This window comes from Vibrio sp. Y58_MX_L22 (assembly GCF_024181865.1).
In the GTDB taxonomy this organism is placed as follows: Bacteria; Pseudomonadota; Gammaproteobacteria; order Enterobacterales; family Vibrionaceae; genus Vibrio; species Vibrio alginolyticus.
Map to the genome: position 1 here is coordinate 99418 of NZ_JAMZAN010000002.1, position 22719 is coordinate 122136.

Below are 22719 nucleotides of genomic sequence, written 5' to 3' on the forward strand. Positions count from 1 at the left end.
TATAGTCATGGGTTCTCATTTTTGAATGCAGCCGATCTTACGGAGATTACAATGAACACAAAGGTACCAAAAGTATTTCTGTCGTACTCACATGACAGTGCTGAACATAAACAATGGGTGCTAGATCTTGCGACACGATTGGTATACGCAGGTATAGATGCTCGCATAGATGCATGGGGGGTTGGTGGTGGTACCGATTTACCCCATTTCATGGAAACTCAGTTGGCAGAAGTTGACCGAGTAGTAATGGTGTGTACTCAAACTTATGTAGATAAAGCAAACAAAGGTACTGGTGGAGTCGGATATGAAAAAATGATTGTCACATCATCTCTAATGACGAGTATTGATGACAATAAAATCATACCGATAATTCGACAAAAAGGTACAAGACACGTCCCTACTTTTCTAAAGACAAAGCTTTACTATGACTTTTCAAATGATAACGCTTTCGAGTCTGTTATTGACGAACTGATGCGTGAAATTCACGGTAGTCCGTTGTACAAGAAGCCAGAACTTGGTAGTAATCCATATCAAACGGCACAGTCAAAGCCAGCCGAAAGCCAAATCGACAAAAAAATGCTATTACTCAAATGGATGGTCGAACGATATGAGAATGGTCACGAGAGATTTGCATTTTCGCAACTACATGACGCACTGGGGTGTTCAAAGATATTCGCGGAAACTTACGTAGCTAGCCTTTTTGAACAAGGGATGATTAAAGGTTGCAGTTGGTTTAACAACAAGAGTAGACGAACTATCAATGGCTACAAACTAACAAACAAGGCAAAGCTACTCGCAATTGATAATGGCTGGGTTATCGAACAATGATTGCTTACTAGAACAAAAAAGAGAGCCGAAGCTCTCTTTTGTCTTTATTGTATTAAATCAACCCATCTAAAGATGATCTAATATCTCACTAGTTTTGACTTTCGCATCACCAAATAGCATTGATGTATTTTCTTTGAAGAACAGTGGGTTCTGTACTCCTGCGTAACCAGTATTCATTGAGCGCTTGAATACCACTACGTTTTTCGCGTTCCATACCTCCAATACGGGCATACCAGCGATTGGGCTGTTCGGATCTTCCAGTGCGGCTGGGTTGACCGTATCGTTAGCACCGATAACCAATACGGTATCGGTTTCTGCAAAGTCATCATTGATTTCATCCATTTCAAGAACGATATCATACGGTACTTTTGCTTCAGCGAGTAACACATTCATATGCCCCGGTAGACGACCCGCTACTGGGTGAATCCCAAAGCGAACTTCAATACCTTGTGAACGAAGTACATCAGTAATTTCATGAACAGGGTATTGTGCCTGAGCTACTGCCATGCCATATCCTGGAGTGATGATTACTGATTTTGAGTTCTTCAACATCTCTGCAACTTCTTCAGCCGTTGTTTCACGATATTCGCCCTGCTCTTCGTCACCTGAAATCACTATCTCTTGACCAAAACCACCGGCAATAACACTGATAAACGAACGGTTCATTGCTTTACACATGATGTAAGAAAGAATCGCACCTGATGAACCTACCAAAGCACCTGTTACAATCAATAGATCATTTGCTAGCATGAAACCTGCTGCCGCTGCTGCCCAACCTGAGTATGAGTTCAACATAGAGACAACAACTGGCATATCAGCACCACCGATTGAAGCGACTAAATGGTAGCCGAATGCGAACGCGATCAAAGTCATCACAATAAGAGCGAACATGCTGCCATCTGCTTTTACGAAGTAGATCATAAGAAGCGTAGAGATAACAACCGCTGCGAGGTTCATTTTGTGCTTATGGGGCAGGTTAAGTGGCGACGAAGAAATCACACCACGCAGCTTACCAAATGCGACAATTGAACCGGTGAAAGTTACGGCACCGATGAACACACCCAAGAATACTTCTACAAGGTGGATAACATGCTCAGCATGTGTTGCTGCTTCTGGCGCATCTAGGTAGCTGTTGTAGCCAACTAAAACCGCAGCTAAACCTACAAAGCTGTGTAGAATCGCAACCAGTTCTGGCATCTCGGTCATTTCTACTTTCTTCGCATAGAAAATACCGATCGCACCACCTATCGCCATCGCGATAATGATCCAACCAAAACCTTGAGCATCTGGGCTAAAGATCGTCGCTATCAGCGCAATCGTCATACCAGCGATACCGTAGTAGTTACCATTACGAGCAGACTCTTGCTTTGAAAGCCCCGCCAAACTCATGATGAAAAATAATGCAGCAACAATGTAAGCTGCTTGTACTAATCCTGCAGACATTGTGACTCCTATTTATCTTTGCGGAACATTTCAAGCATACGCTTGGTGACGGTGAAACCACCGAAGATATTGATACTCGCGATCAATACGGCAATAAAAGATAGGAATGAAACGACGCCATTACCTTGTCCAATTTGCAGTAATGCACCAACGACAATAATGCCAGAGATAGCATTCGTTACTGACATTAGTGGTGTATGAAGTGCATGAGTAACATTCCATACTACGTAGTATCCGACAACACACGCTAGAACAAATACAGTAAAGTGAGAAAGAAACGCTGCCGGAGCAACCGATGCTACCCATGCAAAGGCTCCAACAGCCGCTGCCACACCAATAACTTTCTTCGTTGGAGACGTAGGTTCTTCTACTTTAGGCTCTGGCTTCACAGGCTGTTCTTGTTTCACTTGCGGCTGAGCTGAAACCTGAATTGGTGGCGCTGGCCAAGTAACTTCACCTTCTTTCACCACGGTAACGCCACGGATAACAACATCTTCAAAATCAATATTGATGTTGCCATCTTTCTCTTTACACAACAGTTTTAGAAGATTGACAAGGTTTGTCGCGTAAAGCTGAGAAGATTGTGTTGGCAAACGACCAACCATGTCAGTGTAACCAACAATTTTTACGCCGTTATCCGTCATGATAACTTGGTCTTTCACTGTATATTCACAGTTACCGCCATTAGCAGCTGCCAAATCGACAATAACACTGCCCGCTTTCATGCTGTCGACCATTTCTTTGGTGATCAACTTCGGCGCAGGTTTACCAGGGATGAGCGCGGTCGTAATAATGATATCAACATCTTTAGCTTGCTCTGCGTATAACTCTGCCGCTTTTTTGTTGAAGTCATCAGACATTTCTTTTGCGTAGCCATCCCCGGAGCCTGACTCCTCTTGAAAGTCAACGGTCAGGAACTCAGCGCCCATCGATTCAACTTGCTCTTTTACTTCTGGGCGGACGTCAAACGCACGGACAATGGCACCTAAGCTACCTGCAGCACCGATAGCCGCCAAGCCAGCGACGCCAGCACCCGCAACCAATACTTTCGCTGGAGGCACTTTACCGGCAGCCGTAATTTGACCTGTAAAGAAACGACCAAACTCATGAGCTGCCTCAACCACTGCACGATAACCAGCGATATTAGCCATCGAAGATAGCGCGTCTAAGGCTTGTGCACGTGAGATACGAGGAACGGAATCCATGGCAAGAACGTTAATGTTCTTACTTGAAAGTTGTTCCATCAACTCAGCATTTTGAGCCGGCCAAATAAAGCTAACCAGTGTTGCTCCATCTTGCAGTAACGCAATTTCGTCAATGCCTTGCTCATCATCCACAATTGGCGCATTAACTTTTAAAATAAGGCCAGATACCCAAACTTCTTCACTAGAAACGATTTTCGCACCAGCTGCTTCATAAGCGGCATCATCGAAACTCGCTAGCACCCCCGCTTGGGATTCAATCGCGACATCGAATCCCAATTTTATTAACTGCTCAACCGACTTCGGCGATGCAGCCACTCGCGATTCACCCGCGAGTATCTCTTTAGGTACACCGATTTGCAAAACGCATACTCCTTGTATACATATCAATAAATTAGTCCCAAAACAGAGCGTCGCTCTACTCTAATTCTTTTTTATTTCTATCTGTTTACCACGCAAGACAATTGCAAACGAAAGATGATGTTTGGGGACACCCATTTGCACAATAACACCTTGACTAACAGCCCTGTTATTATTCTGTTTGTATCGAACGCGTCTCATTACTTCAAGTCTTTTGTAATTTAAATACTAAATTTCATTACATATAACGCTAAGTAATGAATGATTGTCGCTCTGTGCTCGAAAAATAACAACGCAACACCGTACTAGACTGAGGTCTAACCAGGTAACGATTAAATACTGACTTAACAGAGATTTAAGCGTTAAAAAGAAAGAGCCACTAGCATATACACTAATGGCTCTTTTTAAGATGACTGGAATCAAATTGCAGTAAATTGCTAGTTGAAGATTTTATCGCCCATTTGATCAATAAACATTTGAGATTTCTTCAACATTAGGTCATTGGCATCTTGCTCTGAGCCAAGTAAATCGGAGCGAATAAACCGATGTGTTTTCACTTCATCATTGTCATGCTTTTCTATTCGACCAGCGATGCGATATTGTCCGCCCTCTGAAAGGCTCTCTGGGTAAATAAAGAAACCTTTATACTCAACTGGCTCGATAGTTTTAGCTTCAGCGGTTTTCTCACTACCACCAAACAAACGCGAAAAAAATCCCACGATTCCTCCTTGGGTCAGCTCACTAGTCAACTGAGCGACTCTTACTTAATATTAACGTTAAGGATCGGTTTTTCATACCAATCCAACTCTTTGTCATCATCATAACTAGTATGGGAAAAAATTACAGGCACATCATACTCTCGGTTTTTACGCCTGTCTTCTTTCACCATTTCTGCGGCGTTTTTCACCGCTATATCCGCGCTTTGCTTAAACTGGCTTAATTTTTGTTCAGGAAGTGAAGACAAAAAATCAATATCATGACGGATATAGACAGGCTTGAGCTGGATAAGCGCAAGGCAAGCAATATCGGCTAACTGTTCGTTGTCATACTGTTCTAAAAATTCGGGCAAACTGAGAACCTGGCCTACTAATGTTTCCATGTAATTGTGCACATCTGAGCTTATCTGCATCTGTAAATCTCCTTTTTCCTATGAAATGAGTATAGCAACGACTTGTTTATAACAACTTATTGATTGCTCTTAATTTAATCAATCTCTCTCTTTTTGCCGTAATGTCTTCCAAAATACTTGGGAAAAGGAACAAATAGACGTATTCTTGCTAGTTCTCAAAGTTCGAAATTCAATAACGGATAAATATCCATATTGATAAAACGATTTACCTAACCAATTATATAGTCAACTATTTTCAGGCAGTTTGTAATAGATGTCCTCATCGTCAATGACTTCATCAGGCTTCAGATTCTTATTCCCTTTTTTGCTACTGGGCATAGTGAGTTCGGGCATGGACAGCATTATTCAGATGACTCAGGCAAACTGGGGCATTGCCGCAAACTTGCCGTACATACTATTAGGTTGTGCGCTACTCCTTTGTTATTCATTTAAGCAAGGCAGAGAGTCCATGGTGTGCATGGCAATGTTGCTAGCCTACTTCGTGATACAGCATCGCCTACAAGTCCCGCTTCAAAGTGGTACCGCTTTACTTGAGCTAACCATTTTAGCCACGTTACTTCCTGTCTCGTTTCTTACGGTATTTTTGTTTAGTAAAGAAGGTTTTGACTCCAGAGCCATGTTGACTTACATCTTGATGTTAGCAATGTTCGTTCTTTGGTCTTATCTAACGCTAGCATATTACGTTGAAGGAGGGTTTGAACAATGGACAAGCGGTATTTTATTTATTGTACCGACGGTCTCTAAACTGCCTTTCATTCTTGTTTTATATTGCGTGGGTATTGTCTGTTTTCTTGGAATCCTTGTTTTAAAGAAGAATGAAATTATCCATGCGATGACCTACTCTGCCATGGTATTGGCGTCTGCGACGTTCATTTTCTTTGATGTGCAGTACATATCAAGCACCATGTTTACGCTAACAGGGCTGCTTATCATTATTTATGCCGCTTCCGCTAGCCATCAACTGGCTTTCACCGATAGCCTAACGCTGATTCCGAGCAGACGTGCACTTGATCTCGATCTAAAACACATGGGTAAGAAGTTCACGATCGCAATGCTTGATGTTGACCATTTTAAAAAGTTTAACGACACCTACGGTCACGATACTGGTGATGACGTTCTAAAAATGGTCGCTTCGCGCCTCACTAAAACCCCAGGCGGCGCAAAAGTTTATCGATTTGGCGGAGAAGAATTTACCATCGTTTTTAAAGGCAAATACACTGACGAATGTAAGAACTTTTTGGAAGAAGCTCGCAAATCGATTGCAGAATACGAGATGATATTACGCGATGAAGAATCTCGCCCTGAGAACCATAAACAAGGACAAAAACGTCGTGGTAGCAACAGTTCGAAAAGAAAGTCGGTTTTTGTTACCGCAAGTTTCGGAGTTGCTGATAGCCGGAATGGGCAAGCTCCTCTGGACGTCATTAAATCAGCGGACGAAGCACTTTACAAAGCGAAAAAGGCCGGACGTAACTGCATAAAGCTTCGTTAGACTCTCACCAATCGTGAAAGTTAACAAGCTTGTCTGGGTTTACAACAAAACCGAACTTCCCCATCAGCATAATAACTGCACTCATCGTTGCCACTATCCCGATGTTATCTATCTAATCAAAGGTATAAGGTATACGCCCGATTGCGACATTCCGTTCGCACTGTTTGCCTATCTTACTTTGAGTGAGCTTTAAAATAACCACCAAAAAGTGACAACGCAACAAAAAGAGTGGCGTTCATAAGGTTTTGTTTTTAAAGAGAATTAACTAAAGTATGTGTGTTTCTTCCCAAAGACTTCGAGGTATATAGCGCTTTATCAACGGTTGCATACAAGTCTGATTGCACTTCTTTCCCTGTCGGTTGAAAAACAAAAACACCCTGTGACACTGTCACTCTATTTGACACACTAGAATACTCATGTGGGTAATCGAGAAAATACATAGCCTCTTGTATACGCTCGGCTTCTCTTTCTGCTGTTTGAGTGTCGGTACACCCTAGCAACACGACAAACTCTTCTCCACCATATCGACCTACATATTCCCCAGAGCGACAAAAAGTAGCCTTGAGTTGATTCGCAATCGCTTGCAAGCAACGATCGCCTTCAATATGACCGTAATTATCATTAAACGGTTTAAAAAAATCGACGTCCAATAGAATCAAAGCCATTGGCATGTTGTGACGGCCATGCCATGCAACCATCGATTCCAACTTATGGTCGATATAACGGCGGTTATAGAGTTTGGTTAGGCCATCTTCATTCGCTTGTTGAGTCAAAAGTTGATTAACTTGCTCTAATTGAGCTGTCGCTTGTTTAAGCTCTCGTCTCATATGAGCAATACGCTGCATTGCGATAAGTTTAGAGTTCAGTACCAGTTTATCTACCGGCTTAATTAAATAGTCATCACCGCCCGCGTCTATGGCTTTAGCAATCATTTCTGGCTCTTCGTGACTACTCAAGAAAATAATTGGGATCCAATCCGGAAACGTTTCTCTTATATGAAGAGAGACTTCAAAACCGTTCATATCTGGCATTGATATATCGAGTAACACCAGTTCCGGATCAAAACTCTCGTAGGTATTTAACGCCTCTAGTCCACTACCTACGGCTTTTACAATATGTCCAAGTTGCTTTAGACGAATAGCCAACTGCATCCTGTCTAGCTGAACATCGTCAACCAGAAGGATTCGCATCGATGTCCCTGTCGGTTGCATAACGCGTTCCATTTTTAATTATGTCTTTATTAAACATATACCATACTCATAGAGTTGTTGCATTCGACTCATAATTAAGTGCTATATTTTTGTTTGAATATCACGGAATCCATTGCATAAAGCAGTTAGACTGAACGTTACCCTATCTAATCATGGCCTGTGAGCAGAAGTTCAACAAACTCATTCACTTTGGTCATCTTGCGGACTAATGGGTATAGCTATTTGATGCATTTGGTATTAATATTCCCGCCTTTTTGTAATGAGAGACACACCATGTCAGAAGCAACTAACAGCGAAAGCAAAAAAATCGATCTAGCCAGCATTTCTCCAGAGCTACGTAAAGTTATCGAATTTGACGAAGTTCCAGAGCAAATGTTCGAAATGGTTACCTCTATCCATGAAGTGTCTGAAGAAGCGGTACGTGAATCATGGGACGAAATGCCAGCAAGTGCACAGAACATTCTAGACAACTTTGAACAGTTTCATGCTCTAGTTTCTGTAGGCCAAGCATTCGCTGGTATTAATGTGATGGAAGAGTTCCCTACTCTTAATCTGCCAGAAAACATGACAGATGAAGATAAAGAAGAATACCGTGCTCAACTACTTGATAATGTGCTTCACAACTGCGTGAAAGACATGGTTAAGCAACTGAAGAAAGCACGTCGTGACCCACTTCTTAAGCGTGAATTCAAAGAAGTATTCGCGAAGTAATTCCGACATTCTTCTAGTAACAAAGGCCGCACTTTGCGGCCTTTTTTGATCATGAAGCGTAAATCAGTCTAAACGGTTAATGAGGCGCTAGTGCCATATCTTTTTGTGTCACACTGACACCTTTAATTTGTGCAAAAACACGGCTACCAACTTTTAGGTTGAGATCATCAAGGGCCCACGGTGTGATCGTTGCCCACAAATAACATTTCTCGTCTAGCTTGAGTGATACATTAATACTCTGCTTGTCATCGGCTGCGTTAAACGCCTCGATGGAATCGACAATAGCAGGCAAAATATTTCGAATCGACGTCGCCTTGGGTTGCTCGAGCGTGATAGAAACGTCGTTGGCACGCACTTGCAAGCGTATTGGCGTGTCTGGTGTTCCGTCAATCTTTTGCACCCACAGGAATACATTAGGTGCAAGGCTGATACAAGTCAGTGCATAACGTTCATGATGTTCAGCAATCCGGCCTTCAAATAAGCTGCTTTGATCTGAGAAAGATTGCCATGGACGCATAGCATGAGAAGCCCACACTTCCTCAAGCTTACCTGAACTCGAAATTTTACCTTGGTCAATAATTGCAAGGTGCTGAGCAAGCCTTAAAATTTCCTGGAGACTGTGTGTGACATAGATAATAGGGATATTTACCTTCTCCGACAACTCCTCGAGAAAAGGCATTACCTCACGCTTTCTTGGCATATCGAGTGAGGCAAGTGGCTCATCCATCAAAAGCAAATTGGGCTTAGATAGCAATGCGCGCGCAATCGCAACACGTTGCTTTTCACCACCAGAAAGTGATACCGGAAAGCGCTTTAGTAACGGTTTGATAGACAAGAGTTCGGTGACTGCATCAAAATACTCGTCATCTTTTTCTTTAACGCCATATAACAAATTGCCTTGAACCGAATAGTGAGGAAACAAACGTGAATCCTGAAACACATAACCAATACCACGCTTGTGCGTTGGTAGGTTGATTCCCTGTTCACTGTCAAACAAAACATGCTCACCAACCGCAACATACCCTTGCCTTGGAGTGACCAATCCGCTGATGATGTTAATCAACGTCGTTTTACCTGCACCAGATCGTCCAAACAAGGCACTAATTCCATTACAGGGTAACTTAAGTTTGATGTCGAAGTCAGTCTCACCAAGCATTTGTTTAAATTGGACTTTAATCGTCATTGCTTCGCACCCAATCTACTTGCCGCTTTACGATTTAGCCATTCCGAGATCATTAATGTAGACAAGGCTAACGCGATAGAAATGATACACAGACGAGCCGCCTGCATTTCTGCACCTGGCGTTTCAATAAAGTTGTACATTGCCAGCGGAATCGTTTGGGTCTCACCCGGAATGTTAGAGACGAAACTGATCGTCGCCCCGAATTCGCCAAGACTACGAGCAAATGACAGCATCGTGCCCGTAATAATTCCGGGAATGGTCAGTGGTAACGTGATGGTGAGAAACACTTTTAAAGGAGAAGCGCCTAACGTAGAGGCTGCGTGCTCCAATTTAGGGTCGACGCTATCTAAGCTTAAGCGTACTGAACGAACCATCAAAGGCAAAGCCACGACAATACAAGCGACTACTGCCCCTTTCCAATTAAAGCTAAATACTACCCCTAAATTTTCATAGAGCCACTTTCCAAGGAACCCTTGTCGTCCTAAAGAAATCAACAATAAATAGCCGATTACCACTGGCGGCAATACCAGTGGTAAATGAATTAAGCTATCGAGAATCGATTTACCAAAGAACGTTTTTCGAGAAAGTAGCCAAGCAAGAAAAACGCCGAGAGGAATCAGCCAAAGTACTGCGTACGCGCCTACTTTGAGGCTTAACATTAAGGCTTGGTATTCCAGTTCTGTCACGCTTCGTTCCTATAATTGAAGGCCGGTTTATTGCTGAAAGCCATATTGAGCAAAAACGCGTGCGGCTTCGTCCGATTTTAGGTACTGGAAGAACTGCTCCGACTCAGTAGAATCATTCACAATTGCAGCCGGGTAAACAATAGCCGCATGCGTATCACTCGCAAATTCGCCGAGAATTTTGACTTTATCAGTTAACTGAGCATCGGTTTTGTAGACCACACCTAAAGGCGCTTCTCCACGTTCAACCAACGCCAAAGCTAAGCGCACATTCTTTGCTGGTGCGACGTGAGTTTGAACCGCTTTCCATACACCCAGTGTAGTCAATGACTCTTTCGCGTACATACCAGCAGGTACTGACGTCGGATTGCCTAACGCAAGACGATTTCCATGCAATGCCTTCTCCCATGCCTTTGCATCAGAAAAGTTAAATGAGGTTAATTCTGAAGACTGAGGAGCAATCAACACTAAGCTATTGCGCACTAAATTTGTGACATTGTCACGATAAATGACATTTTTATCGACCAAATAATCCATCCATTTCGTGTTCGCAGAAATGAATACATCCGCTGGTGCGCCATTGATAATTTGTCGAGCGATAGAAGAAGAACCACCATAAACGGGAGTGATAGAAACGTCATACTTTTCTTCAAAGTTTTGCGCGATCTCGTTAATCGCATTCGTCATAGAAGAGGCTGCATACACTTTTAGGTTCGTTACTGCGTTTGCTGAAAATGAAATGCTTAATACTGCCGCAAGGCAAGCATGCTGTTTCCATGCTTTCATAGAGATACTCCAATACAAGGCAAGCGAAAGAACAGGTTATTTGAATATAAAGTTCAATCAGTTAATGTGCTATTTAAACAAAAAATCAAGGCGCATATGTTGTTCTATCGCATCTGCGATGCGATTAATGCCTTGCTCCTTTAACTCTTCAAAGTCTTGTTGTTTGATTTGGGTGCCGTTTACCCATTCTGATACCAGGCTTAAGACATCTGCCTCGTCAAAGAACCCGTGAAGGTAGGTTCCCATGATTTGGCCACACTCGCTGATCGCCCCCTCCGCTTCACCGGAACTGAATGTAAGAGGTTGCAGGCCCCGTACTTCACTTCGCCCTACGTGGATTTCATAACCCTTTACATTGGCTGTTTTGCCGTTAAGAGAAAGCTGTGCTTGTGTGTTTGTAAGCTGTTTGCTGTTAGTTAGCGTCGTAGTGATATCAAGCAAGCCAAGTCCTTCGCTTTGACCTGGTTGGCCTTCGACGCCGTTTGGATCATCAATCAAGTTTCCAAGCATCTGGTAGCCGCCACAGATACCAATCACTTTTCCACCAAGACGAATATGACGCAAGATATCTTTATCCCACCCCTGGCTTCTTAGATAATCCAGATCGTCTCTGACCGATTTGGTCCCAGGCAAAATAACCAGGTCGGCTTTATCTATTTTTTCGCCTTTACCTACATAACGTAGATTGATGTCTGGATTCAATCGCAGCACATCAAAATCAGTATGATTACTAATCCGGGTTAAAACAGGCACAACAACATTCAGTTTTACCTCAGAGTGCAACTCTTGCTGCGCAGTGATCGCGTCTTCTGCTTCTAAATTCAAACCATGAAGAAAAGGAAGTACACCAAGTACAGGTTTACCTGTTTTTTCTTCTAGCCAATCGAGGCCCGATTGCAATAAGCGAATATCACCTCGAAAACGGTTGATAACAAATCCTTTTACTCGCGCTTGTTCAGATTCAGAAAGTAACGCAAGTGTTCCGTACAAATGTGCAAACACTCCACCACGATCAATATCAGCAACAATGATCACTGGTACATCAGCGGCCTCAGCAAAACCCATGTTTGCAATATCGCCTTCTCGTAAATTGATTTCAGCAGGACTCCCCGCGCCCTCGATAATGATCGAATCAAATTCTTGAGTCAGACGAGAGAAGGAATCTAACACCGTGTCCATCGCCACTTTCTTGTAATCATGAAAGCCAGCCGCATCCATATTGGAAATCGCCTTACCCTGCAAAATGATCTGAGCACCTGTATCACTGTTAGGTTTAATTAAAACCGGATTCATATGTACGGTTGACTCAATATTACACGCCTGTGCCTGAACGGCCTGTGCTCGACCTATTTCACCGCCATCTTTGGTTACCGCACTATTTAATGCCATGTTTTGTGGCTTAAATGGGGCAACATTTATCCCTTTTCTTGCTAATACACGGCATAAACCTGCCACAAGGACACTTTTTCCGGCATCCGAAGTGGTGCCTTGAACCATTAAAGATGGGATCGCTGATTTCATGAACATTTGTAAGGAATAGAGGAAGATGAACAATCATAACGTCATCGTCCCCACTTACTCAAGCAAATGAATAGAATATGAATGTTGAAATCATCATTGGTTCAAACAAGCCCTGTTTTAATGAACCCATCAAAACAAACCGATGAGGATGTAACATGAAAAAGAATACAATTATCGCAACAATCGCCGCCTTAGCTATTGCTCCTTCTATCGCGTTCGCGAAAGATAACGCTCAAAACCAATCAAACTTGCAGTTTAACGGTCCTGTCACTGTGGAAAAATTGGATGCCTTGCTAAACGACTCCAATATGTTTACTGAAAAAGATGTGGTCGTTGAAGGTAACTTATTGCGTCAAGTTCGCTCGGATAAGTTTGTCTTTAGCGATGGTTCCGGTGAAGTGATGGTCGAACTCGATGACGATATTCAGCTAAATACTCCGATTGATCACACGACTAAAGTCCGTCTGTTTGGCGAATTTGAAGGCGGGAACAAACCAGAGATTGAAGTCGAACAACTCGTGGTCTTGTAAAACAAACCCCGATTGCTGTGCATATCAACATGATGTAGTGACGATTACAGCTAAATAGTGACGGCAAGCACTTAAAATGATAGCTTTATCAATCTTGGTCTGCTTTTTGCAGACCATTTTTTTGTTCATTTTAATCATCTTGCCCGGAGACACCATGCTAGGTAAAGCTCTAAAGGTTGCAGCCTTTGGTTTGTGTGCTATTTTGCCACTTTCCGCACATGCAAATAATTTCAACTACAACACGATGGAATTTCGCATGGGCACTAGCCCTGGTACATTTGGTGGCGAGTTCAATACCTACTTTACAGAGAATACCCATTTCATTGCTCGCGCAGACAGTGAATTCAGCGGAGACTGGGACATTGCTGGTGGTATAGGCTTTAATGGGCCAGCAGGCCAATTTGCAGATATTTATGGCCAAATGTTGGTACACAACATTAAAGAGAACGGCAGTGATAAAGTCGGCGACGAATGGCGCACGGAAGTGAATATTGGCACTCGTATTTGGTTTATGCAAAATGTTGAGCTACATGGCCGTATCGGCCAAATCATAGATAATGACGATTCGAATACCATTTACAATCTAGGCGCACGATTCCACTCAACTCAGCAACTATCGCTTGGTGCAGATTTTAAAAATAATGGTGTCTATGGCCAGCAAATTGTAATGTCTGCTCGTTTTGCATTTTAGTGGACATGACTACCAGGCATCACAAGCAAGCATATGATTCAATAAAAATAGCCTCCGATTTTGGAGGCCATTTTTTGCTAATCAGGAATTATTAGCTTGTAGCAGAAACTAGCTTTAATACATCAGTTTTTAGCGGTTTTTTTAGGTTTATCTTGCACATATTTTTTCGATACATCTACAACGGCGATATCTCTAAAAAAGCTTCGACCAAGCAAAATTGGAAACGTCATATGTCCGCGATCCGCTAACGTAAACTCTGTCTTTTCTTTGTGATCCCCAACGGTAATGTAGGCTTTTACCACCGCTCGTTTATCCACCTCTTCTGACGAAGACTGCTTAACTTTAGCCCAGCGCTCAACGGGTACTTTAAATTCTTTGGTGTCTTTGTCACCTAAATCTATCTTAAATTTAACCCAGTCTTTACCATCACGCTCAAACGGAACAATCTCAGTCGCACTAATTGATGATGTTGTCGCACCTGTATCGACTCTAGCCTTGAAAGTCTGGTCAATTTCAGGAACATAAACCCATTCTTCAGAACCAAGAATTAACATGCCATCGGGTGTTTTTGTGACCTTGACTGGCTTTTTAGGCTTTGGTTCCGGCTTTTTCTCAGGTTTCGCTTCTGGTTTGGGCTCCACCTCTGGCTTTGGATCTACCTCAGGTTTCACTTCTGGTTCGACTTTAACGGGCTCTTCGACCTTTGGCGACTCTGGCTCAACAGGTTCCTGCGTCGTTTGAGTTGACGTACAAGCAATTAAACTGCCGCTCATCATAAGCGGCAGAATCAGTTTCCAGTTTTTCATCCACACTCCAATTAAGCTTGAGATACTTTCTTAATTGCGTCCGCTACGTATGGAATATGAGTTTCGGTAAGTCCGGCAATGTTAATTCGACCATCGCCAACACCATAAATGCCATAATCTTCACGCAGTTGCGCCATTTGGTTTCCACTAAAGCCTAGCACAGTAAACATGCCTTTGTGACCCTCAATGAAATCAAATTGATCTGTATTATGGTTGTTTCTCAACTCGTTACACAAACTTTGACGAAGGCTAACCAAACGATGTTGCATTTCACTCAATTCTTGCTTCCAAACGGAAGTGAGATTGTCATCTTGCAGGATGGTCTTAACTAAAGCTGCACCATGGTCGGGTGGCATCGTGTAAGTCGAGCGAGCTAGAGTGAGGAGTTTACCTTTTGCATTGGTTACATCATGCATGTTCTTACCAACCACAATCGCTGCACCAGTTCGTTCACGGTACAGACCAAAGTTCTTCGAACATGAAGTAGTAATCAACATCTCTTCAACGTTATCTGCCATAAAACGAAGACCTTTTGCGTCTTCTTCTAGGCCATCACCGAAGCCTTGGTAGGCAATGTCCACAAATGGGATGAAACCGTTCTTCTGCGACAATTCTGTAATGGCTTGCCAAGCAGAGAAGTCAATATCCGCACCAGTTGGATTGTGGCAACAACCATGAAGAAGTACCACATCTGAAGGCCCAGCTTTCGCAAGATCATCCATCATTTTTGCGGTGTCTACTTGTTTCGTTTCCGAAGAGAAATAGTGGTAGAACTTAACTTTAAGGCCTGCTGCTTCCATTACTGGCTTGTGGTTTACGTAACTTGGGTTGGAAATCCAAACCGTCGTATCTGGCTGTGCGATCTTCATCAGATCACCGAGCATACGCAGCGCACCACTTGCACCTGGCGTTTGAATTGCTGCAACACGATCCATTGCAGACGTTCCCGTCAGTAGCAAATCGATCATGCTTTTATTAAATTCTTCGCAACCCGCAAGACCAACGTAAGACTTGGTTTTTTGAGTTTCAACAACGACATCCTGCGCCATTTGAATGGCTTTCATAATCGGCGTTTCGCCTGCGCTGTTTTTGTATACGCCAATGCCAAGGTCAACCTTGTTTGGACGTTCATCGTTACGGTATGCAACGGATAGAGATAAAATAGGATCTAATACGGGAGTTGGGAGATTAGAAAACATGAAAGTCATAACCCTTTGAAATTCAAGTACCGAACCTCACGTTAACACCATCGCAAAAAATGACGAAATGATTTTTCACTTATTTCATCAATTAGAGAACAAAATTCTGGCTTACGGTGAGTTTTGTGCGCTCTATCGTTCAGAAAAAGAACGATTCACTCCTTGTCGTACCAATCCACTCTACCGTTTTTTCTAAACTCTCTTGGTGTCATGGTCGACCACGCTTTAAAACGTGTACTAAAGTTAGCGCTTGTCGGATATCCGACTATTTCTCCAATATGCTGAATTGGCCATTCTGTTGAACGAAGTAACCTAGCAGCATATTCCATGCGCATACGCGTTAAATGTGCCATTGGGCTTCGACCAAACTGCTTTTGAGTCAGTCGATGCAAATGAGCCTCCGAACATGGATATAGAGCCGCCACCTGCTCAACGCTCCAATCCTTATGGAGCTGACGTTGGACAAGGTCAAATACACGCCGAAGCCTCAATTGGCTGCGTGATATCGACTCTGAGGGCGGCATGTTTAACATCAGCTCTAACTGAGCCACACTATGCTCACCTACCGCACCACCATAATCGATTGGAAGGTGAATGCTGCGTAGTAGTGTTTGGATACATGCATACATCACTTCAGGTGTAGATGAAAGCTGGTAGCGAACATCGCATTCTAATATCGGCCACTCTCTATCAGGAGCAAGAAAAAGCCACGCGATCTGCCAAGGTTCTTCTTCTATACCAAAACCGTTTTCAACACCTGCGGGTACTGTAATCAACGAGCCCGGTTCCAAATCGTATCGATAAGTCCCACTCTCTAGCCACCCTTTACCACGCACCGTATAGAGCAGCATGTGTTTCTTTTGGTTTTTACGATAAACAGAGAAGAAGTCACGACAAGTGGCAATGCCGCACTGCACAATGCCTCTCTCCTCAAGTGCTAATACTCGACTGTGATCAATAAACTCTTGATAAGTTTTTTCTGAAATCGCGTAGCGTTCTTGTTTATCTTCCATGATTTATTGGCTCACATGTGCGTTAGTAGAGAGTTTTACAAAGGTTTTGGATTCCTTTGAAAAATACACCGCCAAATCATGAGGATAAACTACTCGCATTAATCTTTAAGGAGAAATGCGATGCTCTTAACACGCGAATACATCGATAAAGTATTTTGGCAAAAACTGATTACGATTGGCCTACCTGTTTCACTTCAGTCCATGCTTTTTGCTTTGCTCGGCGTCGTGGATATTTTCATGGTAAGCCTACTCGGTGAATCTGCAACGGCAGCAGTTGGAGTTGGAAATCGTATCTTTTTCTTCAACCTAGCGGTTGTCTTTGGCCTATGCGGTGCAGTTACCGTACTTGCTTCTCAATACTACGGCTCAGGAAACCTAGCCGGAATTCGCAGAACGTTGGCGCAATCTTGGTTTATTTCCATTTTGGTGACGCTGCCGTTTATCGTTCTTTATGCGATTTTTGATGAAGAGATCGTCTCTTTTATGTCAGACGATCCTGAATACGTCACTTATGCACGTGATTATCTTGTGGTTACGGGCTTTAGCCTCATTGCTACGGCGATAGTAGTACCGATTGAAGCGGTATTGCGCTCCGTGGGCCAAACCAAACTGGCAACCAACGTTAGTATCTCCGCCATTGTCGTTAACGTCGCGCTTAATTATGTTTTGATTTTTGGTTTATTTGGTTTCCCTCAATGGGGCGTATTTGGTGCAGCCGTAGGTAGTTTTGTTTCTCGATTTTTCCAAACCGCCGTCTTGATTTATTTTTTCTACAAACGATATGCTTATCTAATTCCGACTAAGTTCGATTGGGTACAAGGCCGCTTAAAACAGTATCGAAAAAAGTACTTTAAGGTTTCTTTACCCATGTTGGTCCACGATGCGCTTTGGACTGGTGGATTGATCGTTTACAGCATCATCTATGGTCAATTGGGCGTTTCAGAACTGGCGATCATCTCATTCTTATCACCGATTGAAGGGGTACTGATTTCAACCTTTATGGGATTTGCGGTCGCTGCATCCGTTCTTCTTGGGAATGATATTGGTGCAAAACATTATGACCGAGTCGAGAAAACGGCGTGGTGGTATGTGTTAACCAGCGCAATCTTAGCCACCTTGCTGTTTTTCCTAGTGTGGTTGAGCTCGCCCATGATTCATCACCTATTGGTACTGAGCCCGTTAACCGATGCAGACATGGCACTTAACGTATGTTTAGTCATGGCGCTAGGTATGATTTTGAGGGTGTTTAACATGGTTGGGATTGGCGGCGTACTAAAGAGTGGCGCTGATATTCGCTATAGCATTTTCATCGACACGTTCGGTCAGTGGGCTATTGGCATCCCCCTTACTTATTACACAGGCATGGTGTTAGGGCTGCCTTTGCATTTTGTCTTGATGTCTCTGCTCGCGGAAGAGTTAGTGAAAGGCGTACTGACGACTTACCGTATTCAATCTAAACGTTGGATAAATAATATGGTTGAAGATGACCAATCGGTGACAGCGTAACCAAAAAGACATTAACGAACTCACACCAAAAGGGCTCACCCGTTCTGCACGCGTGAGCTCTTTTTATGTGCGGAGAATGCTTGATTAGATGTCCGTAAATCGATGAATGATTTGGTTTGAACTGCCACGCCATTCGAGATTGAGGTCTTTCTTGTCTTGTTCAAACTTACCATCAATCAAAACATCGATGTATTGCACCACTTCCCTTTGCGCGTCATTCAGTTCCGTCAGCGTGTAGCCAGTCCAAACCCAAATGTCTTTACCTGGGCACTCCTCTCTCACCCTTTTCACTATCTTCAAAATATGAGGCACATTAGCAGGGTGAAGCGGATCTCCACCCGACAACGACAAGCCACGGCGTTTGATACGCGTGTCGTTTAAGTCAGCGATGATTTTGTCTTCCGCTTCTTGCGTGAAAAGTACACCAGAATCCAAACGTTGCGTCGACTGGTTATAACAGCCACGGCACTGATGCACACAACCCGACACAAACAGCGTACAGCGCGTACCCGGTCCGTTAACAACGTCAATTGGATAGTATTGGTGGTAATTCATAATGCGTCTCTGTGTTATCGCGAAAGAGAAAATCAACCTGTTTAAAGTTGATTTTCAAAGTGTAAAACGAGTGGTAGTTAACCTTACAGGTGTTTAACTCGGCGCTTCACTTCTTCTTGCTTACCGAAGTTAAACGGGCGTGCATCTGGGCTGCCTAGGTAGCCACAAACACGACGTGTCACTGACACTTTGGTTGAATCATGGTTGCCACAGCTTGGGCAAGTGAAGCCTTTACTTGTACAGTCAAACTCACCGTTGTAACCACACTCGTAACACTCATCAATTGGCGTGTTAGTTCCGTAGTAAGGCACTCGGGTGTAACTGTAGTCCCATACGTTTTCTAGTGCTTCAACGTTACGTTGCATGTTCGGGAACTCGCCGTAACAGATAAAGCCGCCGCTTGAGATTTCTGGGTAAGGCATCTCAAAGTCGATCTTGTCGTATGGGTTCACCTTCTTCTCAACATCTAGGTGGAAGCTGTTGGTGTAGTAACCTTTGTCTGTTACGCCTTCAATTACGCCGAACTCTTTCGCATCGATGCGGCAGAAACGGCTACATAGGTTTTCACTTGGCGTTGCATATAAGCTGAAACCATAACCTGTTTCGTCAGCCCATTGATTCACAGCATCTTTTAGATGCTTGATGATCGCGACCGCTTTTTCACGCAAAACAGCGTCATCATAAACGTGCGCTTCTGTACCGAATAGCGCGTTAATTGTCTCGTGTACACCGATGTAACCAAGAGAAATAGACGCACGACCGTTCTTAAAGATATCTGCGATTGAGTCGTCTGCTTTCAAGCGAACACCACATGCGCCTTCCATGTATAGGATTGGGGCCACACGTGCTTTCACGTTTTCAAGGCGAGAGATACGTGTCTCTAGTGCTTTACGAGCAAGACGTAGGCGGTCATTTAGAAGCTCGTAGAATTTCTCTTCGCTTCCGTTTGCACGGATAGCGATACGAGGAAGGTTCAAGCTCACGACGCCAAGGTTGTTACGACCTTCGTGAATCAGCTCACCGTTTTCTTCGTAAGTACCAAGGAAGCTACGGCAACCCATTGGGGTTTTGAATGAACCCGTTACTTCCACTACTTTGTCGTAGTTAAGAATGTCTGGGTACATACGCTTAGACGCACACTCAAGCGCAAGTTGCTTGATGTCGTAGTTTGGATCTTCTGATTTGTGGTTCAAGCCATCTTTGATGCCGAATACCAGTTTAGGGAATACCGCTGTTTTACGGTTCTTACCTAGACCTGCAATTCGGTTCTTCAGAATCGATTTCTGGATAAGGCGTGATGCCCAGCTAGTACCAAGACCAAAACCAAACGTAACGAATGGTGTTTGACCGTTCGCCGTGTGTAGCGTGTTTACTTCGTATTCTAGAGATTGGAACGCGTCGTAACACTCTTTCTCTGTGCGTGCTTTTGCGAACTCTTCTGGCTCAGCAATGTTCCACTCTTTTGCGATCTCTAGGTGTTTCTCGTAGCTTGTGATTACGTACGGCTCTAGAACTTCATCAATACGGTTGATGGTTGTACCGCCGTAAATGTGGCTCGCGACTTGAGCAATGATTTGTGCTGTTACCGCTGTTGCAGTCGAAATTGATTTTGGCGTATCAATCTCAGCGTTACCCATTTTAAAACCATGCGTCAGCATGCCTTTAAGATCGATAAGCATACAGTTAAACATTGGGAAGAACGGTGCGTAGTCTAAATCGTGGTAGTGAATGTCACCCACTTCGTGCGCTTGAACCACATCGCGAGGAAGGATGTGCGTCTTCGCGTAGTGTTTCGCTACGATACCAGCCAACAAGTCACGTTGAGTCGGAATTACTTTGCCGTCTTTGTTCGCGTTCTCGTTGATTAGATCCAGATTACTTTCTTCAATCAAACCTTCGATTTCGCGAGTTAGTGCACTTTGCTTCTCACGAGCGATGTCGCGATCGTGGCGATATTCAATGTAAGAACGCGCTAGGGCTTTGTAAGGACCTTGCATGAGTTCATTTTCGACTAAGTCTTGAATCTCATGGATGTGAACTTCATCGTGTTCTCTTAACTGTAACTCGACAGCAAGAGCCACATTAAGAGCATAAATAGCGACATCCTTATCTTTGTTTTCCGCTGCTGCTTCAACTGCTGCTTGGATACGATCCCTGTTGAACGGAGCTCTTGATCCGTCGCGTTTGATTACGATTGGTTTCACTTTGTTCTCCTTACCCGAGCATACTCACAGAGTTATCCACAAACACACTATATGGGGTTATTTTTTATTCTGGCAACACAATATATTGTGGCGTATTTAACGAGAAGCACCACTCGAAAACATTGATTTTGATCAATAAAGATTGGCTAGCGAACAAGAAGAAATCGATCTTATTGGCGTTGATCTCAGTTGCGAAGAAAACCATGAAAATTGCAAAATTGGTACTAAATCTACTTGCTATTTTTGGAGGTCTTGTAGGATAAAGGATGGAAAGGAATACGCTAAAAGATAGGAGTGCAACAGGCCAAAATGCGATCACTTTTTGTTACGTTAATATTACTTTTTAGTTCTCTTTCATTTGCTCAAAACTCCATCAATCTAACCAGTTGGAACATAGAATGGTTATCTATAGATGGTGGAAAAGTGTCGAGAACACCACAAGATTTTGAAAAACTGACCCACTATGTGGATAAAACACAAGCCGACATTCTTGCTTTTCAAGAAGTCGAAAGCGTCGCTGCAATGCAAAAAGCTGTTGGCAATGACTTCACTATCTATCTTTCCGATCGTTCAAACGCCTCCAACCGACACCTTCAGTTTAACGACACCAACCAATACACAGGCTTTGCCGTGCGCAATGGCGTAAGCATATTAGACAAGCCAGACTTCTCTATCACACGAGGCAACAGCAAGCTGCGCTTCGCGAGCTACCTTGTTTTAAATCCAAACCAAGAAAACGAGACTCATCTACTCTCTGTACATCTGAAAGCGGGTTGCAGTGGCGCGTATCGTAATAACCGCGATTGTAAGATAGTGAAACAACAAGGACAGGCACTAGCTAAGTGGATAAAGGCGCGCGAGGACAACAAACAACATTATGTCGTGCTTGGCGACTTTAACCACAACTTGGGTTATCAAGGAGATTGGTTATGGGACGTGATATCGGACAATACTAGTGCAAAGCTAGTGACTAAAGACACTAAAGCGGAATGTAAAGTGCGTTCTAATCGTAATCCGAATAAAACCCACCAATTCCGCTCGGTGATAGACCACATTATTGTGAGTGGTGATTTAAAGGCGTCGTCTGGTGTTCAAACCGTTTTCAAAACACAAGATGTACTCGACTATAAACTGAGTGACCATTGCCCGGTTTCTACGACACTCACTTTTTAGCGTTTAAGTTCTCTGTTAACGTTGAGATACTCTTTTTGCGTTGAAGAACTCTTTAGCCACGAACCACTCTTTTAGCGGTGAATGACCCAACCAACATTGCCGCTATAAAGAGCAGAACTTGTACGTTGCCAGTAAAAAGGCTGGCAACCGCAGGACCAGGACACACACCCAGTAAGCCCCAACCAATACCAAACAGTGCTGCACCACCGACTAACTTTTTGTCTATCGTTTTAGAAGTTGGGCGTACAATCTCATCACCAAACACAGATTCGCTTCTTGGCTTTATTAATAAAAGATAAGCTGGAACGAACACCGCAAGTGCTCCGCCCATTACAAAGGCTAAGCTTGGATCCCATGCTCCAGTAATATCGAGAAAGCCAATCACTTTTGCCGGTTCAGCCATACCAGAGACCACCATACCAATACCAAAGAGCACACCAGAAAATGCAACAACGGACATTTGCTTAATACTTTTCATTACATGAGTTTTCAT

The 22719-nt window shown here is 43.4% G+C and carries 22 protein-coding genes; 7 read left to right on the top strand and 15 right to left on the bottom strand.

Annotation, left to right across the window (positions count from 1 at the left end; all coding sequences use genetic code 11):
• Positions 1 to 51 precede the first annotated feature (51 nt).
• Positions 52 to 828: a toll/interleukin-1 receptor domain-containing protein gene (locus NL626_RS05660; RefSeq protein WP_213965195.1), complete on the top strand. Its 777-nt coding sequence runs from the start codon at positions 52 to 54 to the stop codon at positions 826 to 828.
• A 66-nt stretch (positions 829 to 894) separates the two neighbouring features.
• Here NL626_RS05660 and pntB read toward each other — a convergent pair whose 3' ends face one another.
• The 4 genes from pntB to NL626_RS05680 all read right to left on the bottom strand — a co-directional run bounded on the left by pntB (position 895) and on the right by NL626_RS05680 (position 4962).
• Positions 895 to 2271: a Re/Si-specific NAD(P)(+) transhydrogenase subunit beta gene (pntB, locus tag NL626_RS05665; RefSeq protein WP_213899940.1), complete on the bottom strand. Its 1377-nt coding sequence runs from the start codon at positions 2269 to 2271 to the stop codon at positions 895 to 897.
• A gap of 8 nt (positions 2272 to 2279) precedes the next feature.
• On the bottom strand, positions 2280 to 3836 hold the full coding sequence (locus NL626_RS05670; protein ID WP_248486340.1) for a Re/Si-specific NAD(P)(+) transhydrogenase subunit alpha: 1557 nt from the start codon (positions 3834 to 3836) through the stop codon (positions 2280 to 2282).
• Between the two features lie 434 nt (positions 3837 to 4270).
• A complete protein-coding gene (locus NL626_RS05675) occupies positions 4271 to 4552 on the bottom strand; it encodes an HlyU family transcriptional regulator (protein WP_031781167.1) in 282 nt (93 codons plus the stop codon).
• Positions 4553 to 4593: 41 nt separating this feature from the next.
• On the bottom strand, positions 4594 to 4962 hold the full coding sequence (locus NL626_RS05680) for a late competence development ComFB family protein (RefSeq protein ID WP_005376241.1): 369 nt from the start codon (positions 4960 to 4962) through the stop codon (positions 4594 to 4596).
• A 253-nt stretch (positions 4963 to 5215) separates the two neighbouring features.
• Between NL626_RS05680 and NL626_RS05685 the strand changes: the two genes are divergently transcribed.
• The gene (locus tag NL626_RS05685; protein ID WP_248486338.1) at positions 5216 to 6454 is read left to right on the top strand and encodes a GGDEF domain-containing protein; all 1239 of its coding nucleotides are present in this window, start codon (positions 5216 to 5218) and stop codon (positions 6452 to 6454) included.
• Between the two features lie 251 nt (positions 6455 to 6705).
• Here NL626_RS05685 and NL626_RS05690 read toward each other — a convergent pair whose 3' ends face one another.
• The gene (locus NL626_RS05690; protein WP_005376234.1) at positions 6706 to 7665 is read right to left on the bottom strand and encodes a diguanylate cyclase; all 960 of its coding nucleotides are present in this window, start codon (positions 7663 to 7665) and stop codon (positions 6706 to 6708) included.
• Between the two features lie 273 nt (positions 7666 to 7938).
• On the opposite strand from NL626_RS05690, the gene NL626_RS05695 reads away from it, so the two are divergent.
• A complete protein-coding gene (locus NL626_RS05695) occupies positions 7939 to 8376 on the top strand; it encodes a DUF3069 domain-containing protein (RefSeq protein WP_005376232.1) in 438 nt (145 codons plus the stop codon).
• Positions 8377 to 8452: 76 nt separating this feature from the next.
• On the opposite strand, the gene modC is transcribed toward NL626_RS05695, so the two are convergent.
• The 4 genes from modC to NL626_RS05715 all read right to left on the bottom strand — a co-directional run bounded on the left by modC (position 8453) and on the right by NL626_RS05715 (position 12549).
• Positions 8453 to 9559 (bottom strand): molybdenum ABC transporter ATP-binding protein ModC, encoded by a 1107-nt coding sequence (gene modC / locus NL626_RS05700; RefSeq protein WP_005388041.1) that lies wholly within the window; start codon positions 9557 to 9559, stop codon positions 8453 to 8455.
• Positions 9556 to 10245, bottom strand: coding sequence for a molybdate ABC transporter permease subunit (gene modB / locus NL626_RS05705; RefSeq protein ID WP_042520927.1), 690 nt, complete (start codon positions 10243 to 10245; stop codon positions 9556 to 9558). Before modB ends, modC begins: the two co-directional genes overlap by 4 nt.
• 27 nt (positions 10246 to 10272) lie before the next feature.
• Positions 10273 to 11028 (bottom strand): molybdate ABC transporter substrate-binding protein, encoded by a 756-nt coding sequence (gene modA, locus NL626_RS05710; protein ID WP_253657096.1) that lies wholly within the window; start codon positions 11026 to 11028, stop codon positions 10273 to 10275.
• 69 nt (positions 11029 to 11097) lie between these two features.
• The gene (locus NL626_RS05715) at positions 11098 to 12549 is read right to left on the bottom strand and encodes a cobyric acid synthase (RefSeq protein ID WP_253657097.1); all 1452 of its coding nucleotides are present in this window, start codon (positions 12547 to 12549) and stop codon (positions 11098 to 11100) included.
• Between the two features lie 155 nt (positions 12550 to 12704).
• Here NL626_RS05715 and NL626_RS05720 point away from each other — a divergent pair, with 155 nt between their 5' ends.
• Positions 12705 to 13079 (top strand): YgiW/YdeI family stress tolerance OB fold protein, encoded by a 375-nt coding sequence (locus NL626_RS05720; protein WP_213866338.1) that lies wholly within the window; start codon positions 12705 to 12707, stop codon positions 13077 to 13079.
• A gap of 154 nt (positions 13080 to 13233) precedes the next feature.
• Complete coding sequence (locus NL626_RS05725) at positions 13234 to 13770, top strand: hypothetical protein (protein ID WP_017634623.1); 537 nt, start codon at positions 13234 to 13236, stop codon at positions 13768 to 13770.
• 122 nt (positions 13771 to 13892) lie between these two features.
• Here NL626_RS05725 and NL626_RS05730 read toward each other — a convergent pair whose 3' ends face one another.
• The 3 genes from NL626_RS05730 to NL626_RS05740 all read right to left on the bottom strand — a co-directional run bounded on the left by NL626_RS05730 (position 13893) and on the right by NL626_RS05740 (position 16788).
• Positions 13893 to 14576: an ATP-dependent zinc protease gene (locus NL626_RS05730; protein WP_253657098.1), complete on the bottom strand. Its 684-nt coding sequence runs from the start codon at positions 14574 to 14576 to the stop codon at positions 13893 to 13895.
• A gap of 11 nt (positions 14577 to 14587) precedes the next feature.
• The gene (locus NL626_RS05735) at positions 14588 to 15775 is read right to left on the bottom strand and encodes an amino acid aminotransferase (RefSeq protein ID WP_017634625.1); all 1188 of its coding nucleotides are present in this window, start codon (positions 15773 to 15775) and stop codon (positions 14588 to 14590) included.
• Positions 15776 to 15930: 155 nt separating this feature from the next.
• Positions 15931 to 16788, bottom strand: a complete 858-nt coding sequence (locus tag NL626_RS05740; protein ID WP_253657099.1) for an AraC family transcriptional regulator — start codon at positions 16786 to 16788, stop codon at positions 15931 to 15933.
• 120 nt (positions 16789 to 16908) lie between these two features.
• On the opposite strand from NL626_RS05740, the gene NL626_RS05745 reads away from it, so the two are divergent.
• The gene (locus NL626_RS05745; protein WP_017634627.1) at positions 16909 to 18294 is read left to right on the top strand and encodes an MATE family efflux transporter; all 1386 of its coding nucleotides are present in this window, start codon (positions 16909 to 16911) and stop codon (positions 18292 to 18294) included.
• 84 nt (positions 18295 to 18378) lie between these two features.
• Here NL626_RS05745 and nrdG read toward each other — a convergent pair whose 3' ends face one another.
• A complete protein-coding gene (nrdG, locus tag NL626_RS05750) occupies positions 18379 to 18849 on the bottom strand; it encodes an anaerobic ribonucleoside-triphosphate reductase-activating protein (RefSeq protein ID WP_005376213.1) in 471 nt (156 codons plus the stop codon).
• An 83-nt stretch (positions 18850 to 18932) separates the two neighbouring features.
• Positions 18933 to 21053 (bottom strand): anaerobic ribonucleoside-triphosphate reductase, encoded by a 2121-nt coding sequence (nrdD, locus tag NL626_RS05755; RefSeq protein WP_005388026.1) that lies wholly within the window; start codon positions 21051 to 21053, stop codon positions 18933 to 18935.
• Between the two features lie 309 nt (positions 21054 to 21362).
• Here nrdD and NL626_RS05760 point away from each other — a divergent pair, with 309 nt between their 5' ends.
• On the top strand, positions 21363 to 22226 hold the full coding sequence (locus tag NL626_RS05760; protein WP_213885566.1) for an endonuclease/exonuclease/phosphatase family protein: 864 nt from the start codon (positions 21363 to 21365) through the stop codon (positions 22224 to 22226).
• A 52-nt stretch (positions 22227 to 22278) separates the two neighbouring features.
• Here NL626_RS05760 and NL626_RS05765 read toward each other — a convergent pair whose 3' ends face one another.
• Positions 22279 to 22719, bottom strand: coding sequence for a YeeE/YedE family protein (locus NL626_RS05765; protein ID WP_225495869.1), 441 nt, complete (start codon positions 22717 to 22719; stop codon positions 22279 to 22281).

What these genes read in the sequence shown, in the direction of transcription:
- modC (WP_005388041.1), bottom strand. Translation starts at nt 9,559, where the DNA reads ATGACGATTAAAGTCCAATTTAAACAAATGCTTGGTGAGACTGACTTC.
- NL626_RS05765 (WP_225495869.1), bottom strand. Translation starts at nt 22,719, where the DNA reads ATGAAAACTCATGTAATGAAAAGTATTAAGCAAATGTCCGTTGTTGCA.
- NL626_RS05735 (WP_017634625.1), bottom strand. Translation starts at nt 15,775, where the DNA reads ATGTTTTCTAATCTCCCAACTCCCGTATTAGATCCTATTTTATCTCTA.
- modA (WP_253657096.1), bottom strand. Translation starts at nt 11,028, where the DNA reads ATGAAAGCATGGAAACAGCATGCTTGCCTTGCGGCAGTATTAAGCATT.
- NL626_RS05740 (WP_253657099.1), bottom strand. Translation starts at nt 16,788, where the DNA reads ATGGAAGATAAACAAGAACGCTACGCGATTTCAGAAAAAACTTATCAA.
- nrdG (WP_005376213.1), bottom strand. Translation starts at nt 18,849, where the DNA reads ATGAATTACCACCAATACTATCCAATTGACGTTGTTAACGGACCGGGT.
- NL626_RS05730 (WP_253657098.1), bottom strand. Translation starts at nt 14,576, where the DNA reads ATGAAAAACTGGAAACTGATTCTGCCGCTTATGATGAGCGGCAGTTTA.
- NL626_RS05725 (WP_017634623.1), top strand. Translation starts at nt 13,234, where the DNA reads ATGCTAGGTAAAGCTCTAAAGGTTGCAGCCTTTGGTTTGTGTGCTATT.
- pntB (WP_213899940.1), bottom strand. Translation starts at nt 2,271, where the DNA reads ATGTCTGCAGGATTAGTACAAGCAGCTTACATTGTTGCTGCATTATTT.
- NL626_RS05760 (WP_213885566.1), top strand. Translation starts at nt 21,363, where the DNA reads ATGCGATCACTTTTTGTTACGTTAATATTACTTTTTAGTTCTCTTTCA.
- NL626_RS05745 (WP_017634627.1), top strand. Translation starts at nt 16,909, where the DNA reads ATGCTCTTAACACGCGAATACATCGATAAAGTATTTTGGCAAAAACTG.
- NL626_RS05720 (WP_213866338.1), top strand. Translation starts at nt 12,705, where the DNA reads ATGAAAAAGAATACAATTATCGCAACAATCGCCGCCTTAGCTATTGCT.
- NL626_RS05695 (WP_005376232.1), top strand. Translation starts at nt 7,939, where the DNA reads ATGTCAGAAGCAACTAACAGCGAAAGCAAAAAAATCGATCTAGCCAGC.
- NL626_RS05680 (WP_005376241.1), bottom strand. Translation starts at nt 4,962, where the DNA reads ATGCAGATAAGCTCAGATGTGCACAATTACATGGAAACATTAGTAGGC.
- NL626_RS05715 (WP_253657097.1), bottom strand. Translation starts at nt 12,549, where the DNA reads ATGAAATCAGCGATCCCATCTTTAATGGTTCAAGGCACCACTTCGGAT.
- NL626_RS05660 (WP_213965195.1), top strand. Translation starts at nt 52, where the DNA reads ATGAACACAAAGGTACCAAAAGTATTTCTGTCGTACTCACATGACAGT.
- NL626_RS05685 (WP_248486338.1), top strand. Translation starts at nt 5,216, where the DNA reads ATGTCCTCATCGTCAATGACTTCATCAGGCTTCAGATTCTTATTCCCT.
- NL626_RS05690 (WP_005376234.1), bottom strand. Translation starts at nt 7,665, where the DNA reads ATGCAACCGACAGGGACATCGATGCGAATCCTTCTGGTTGACGATGTT.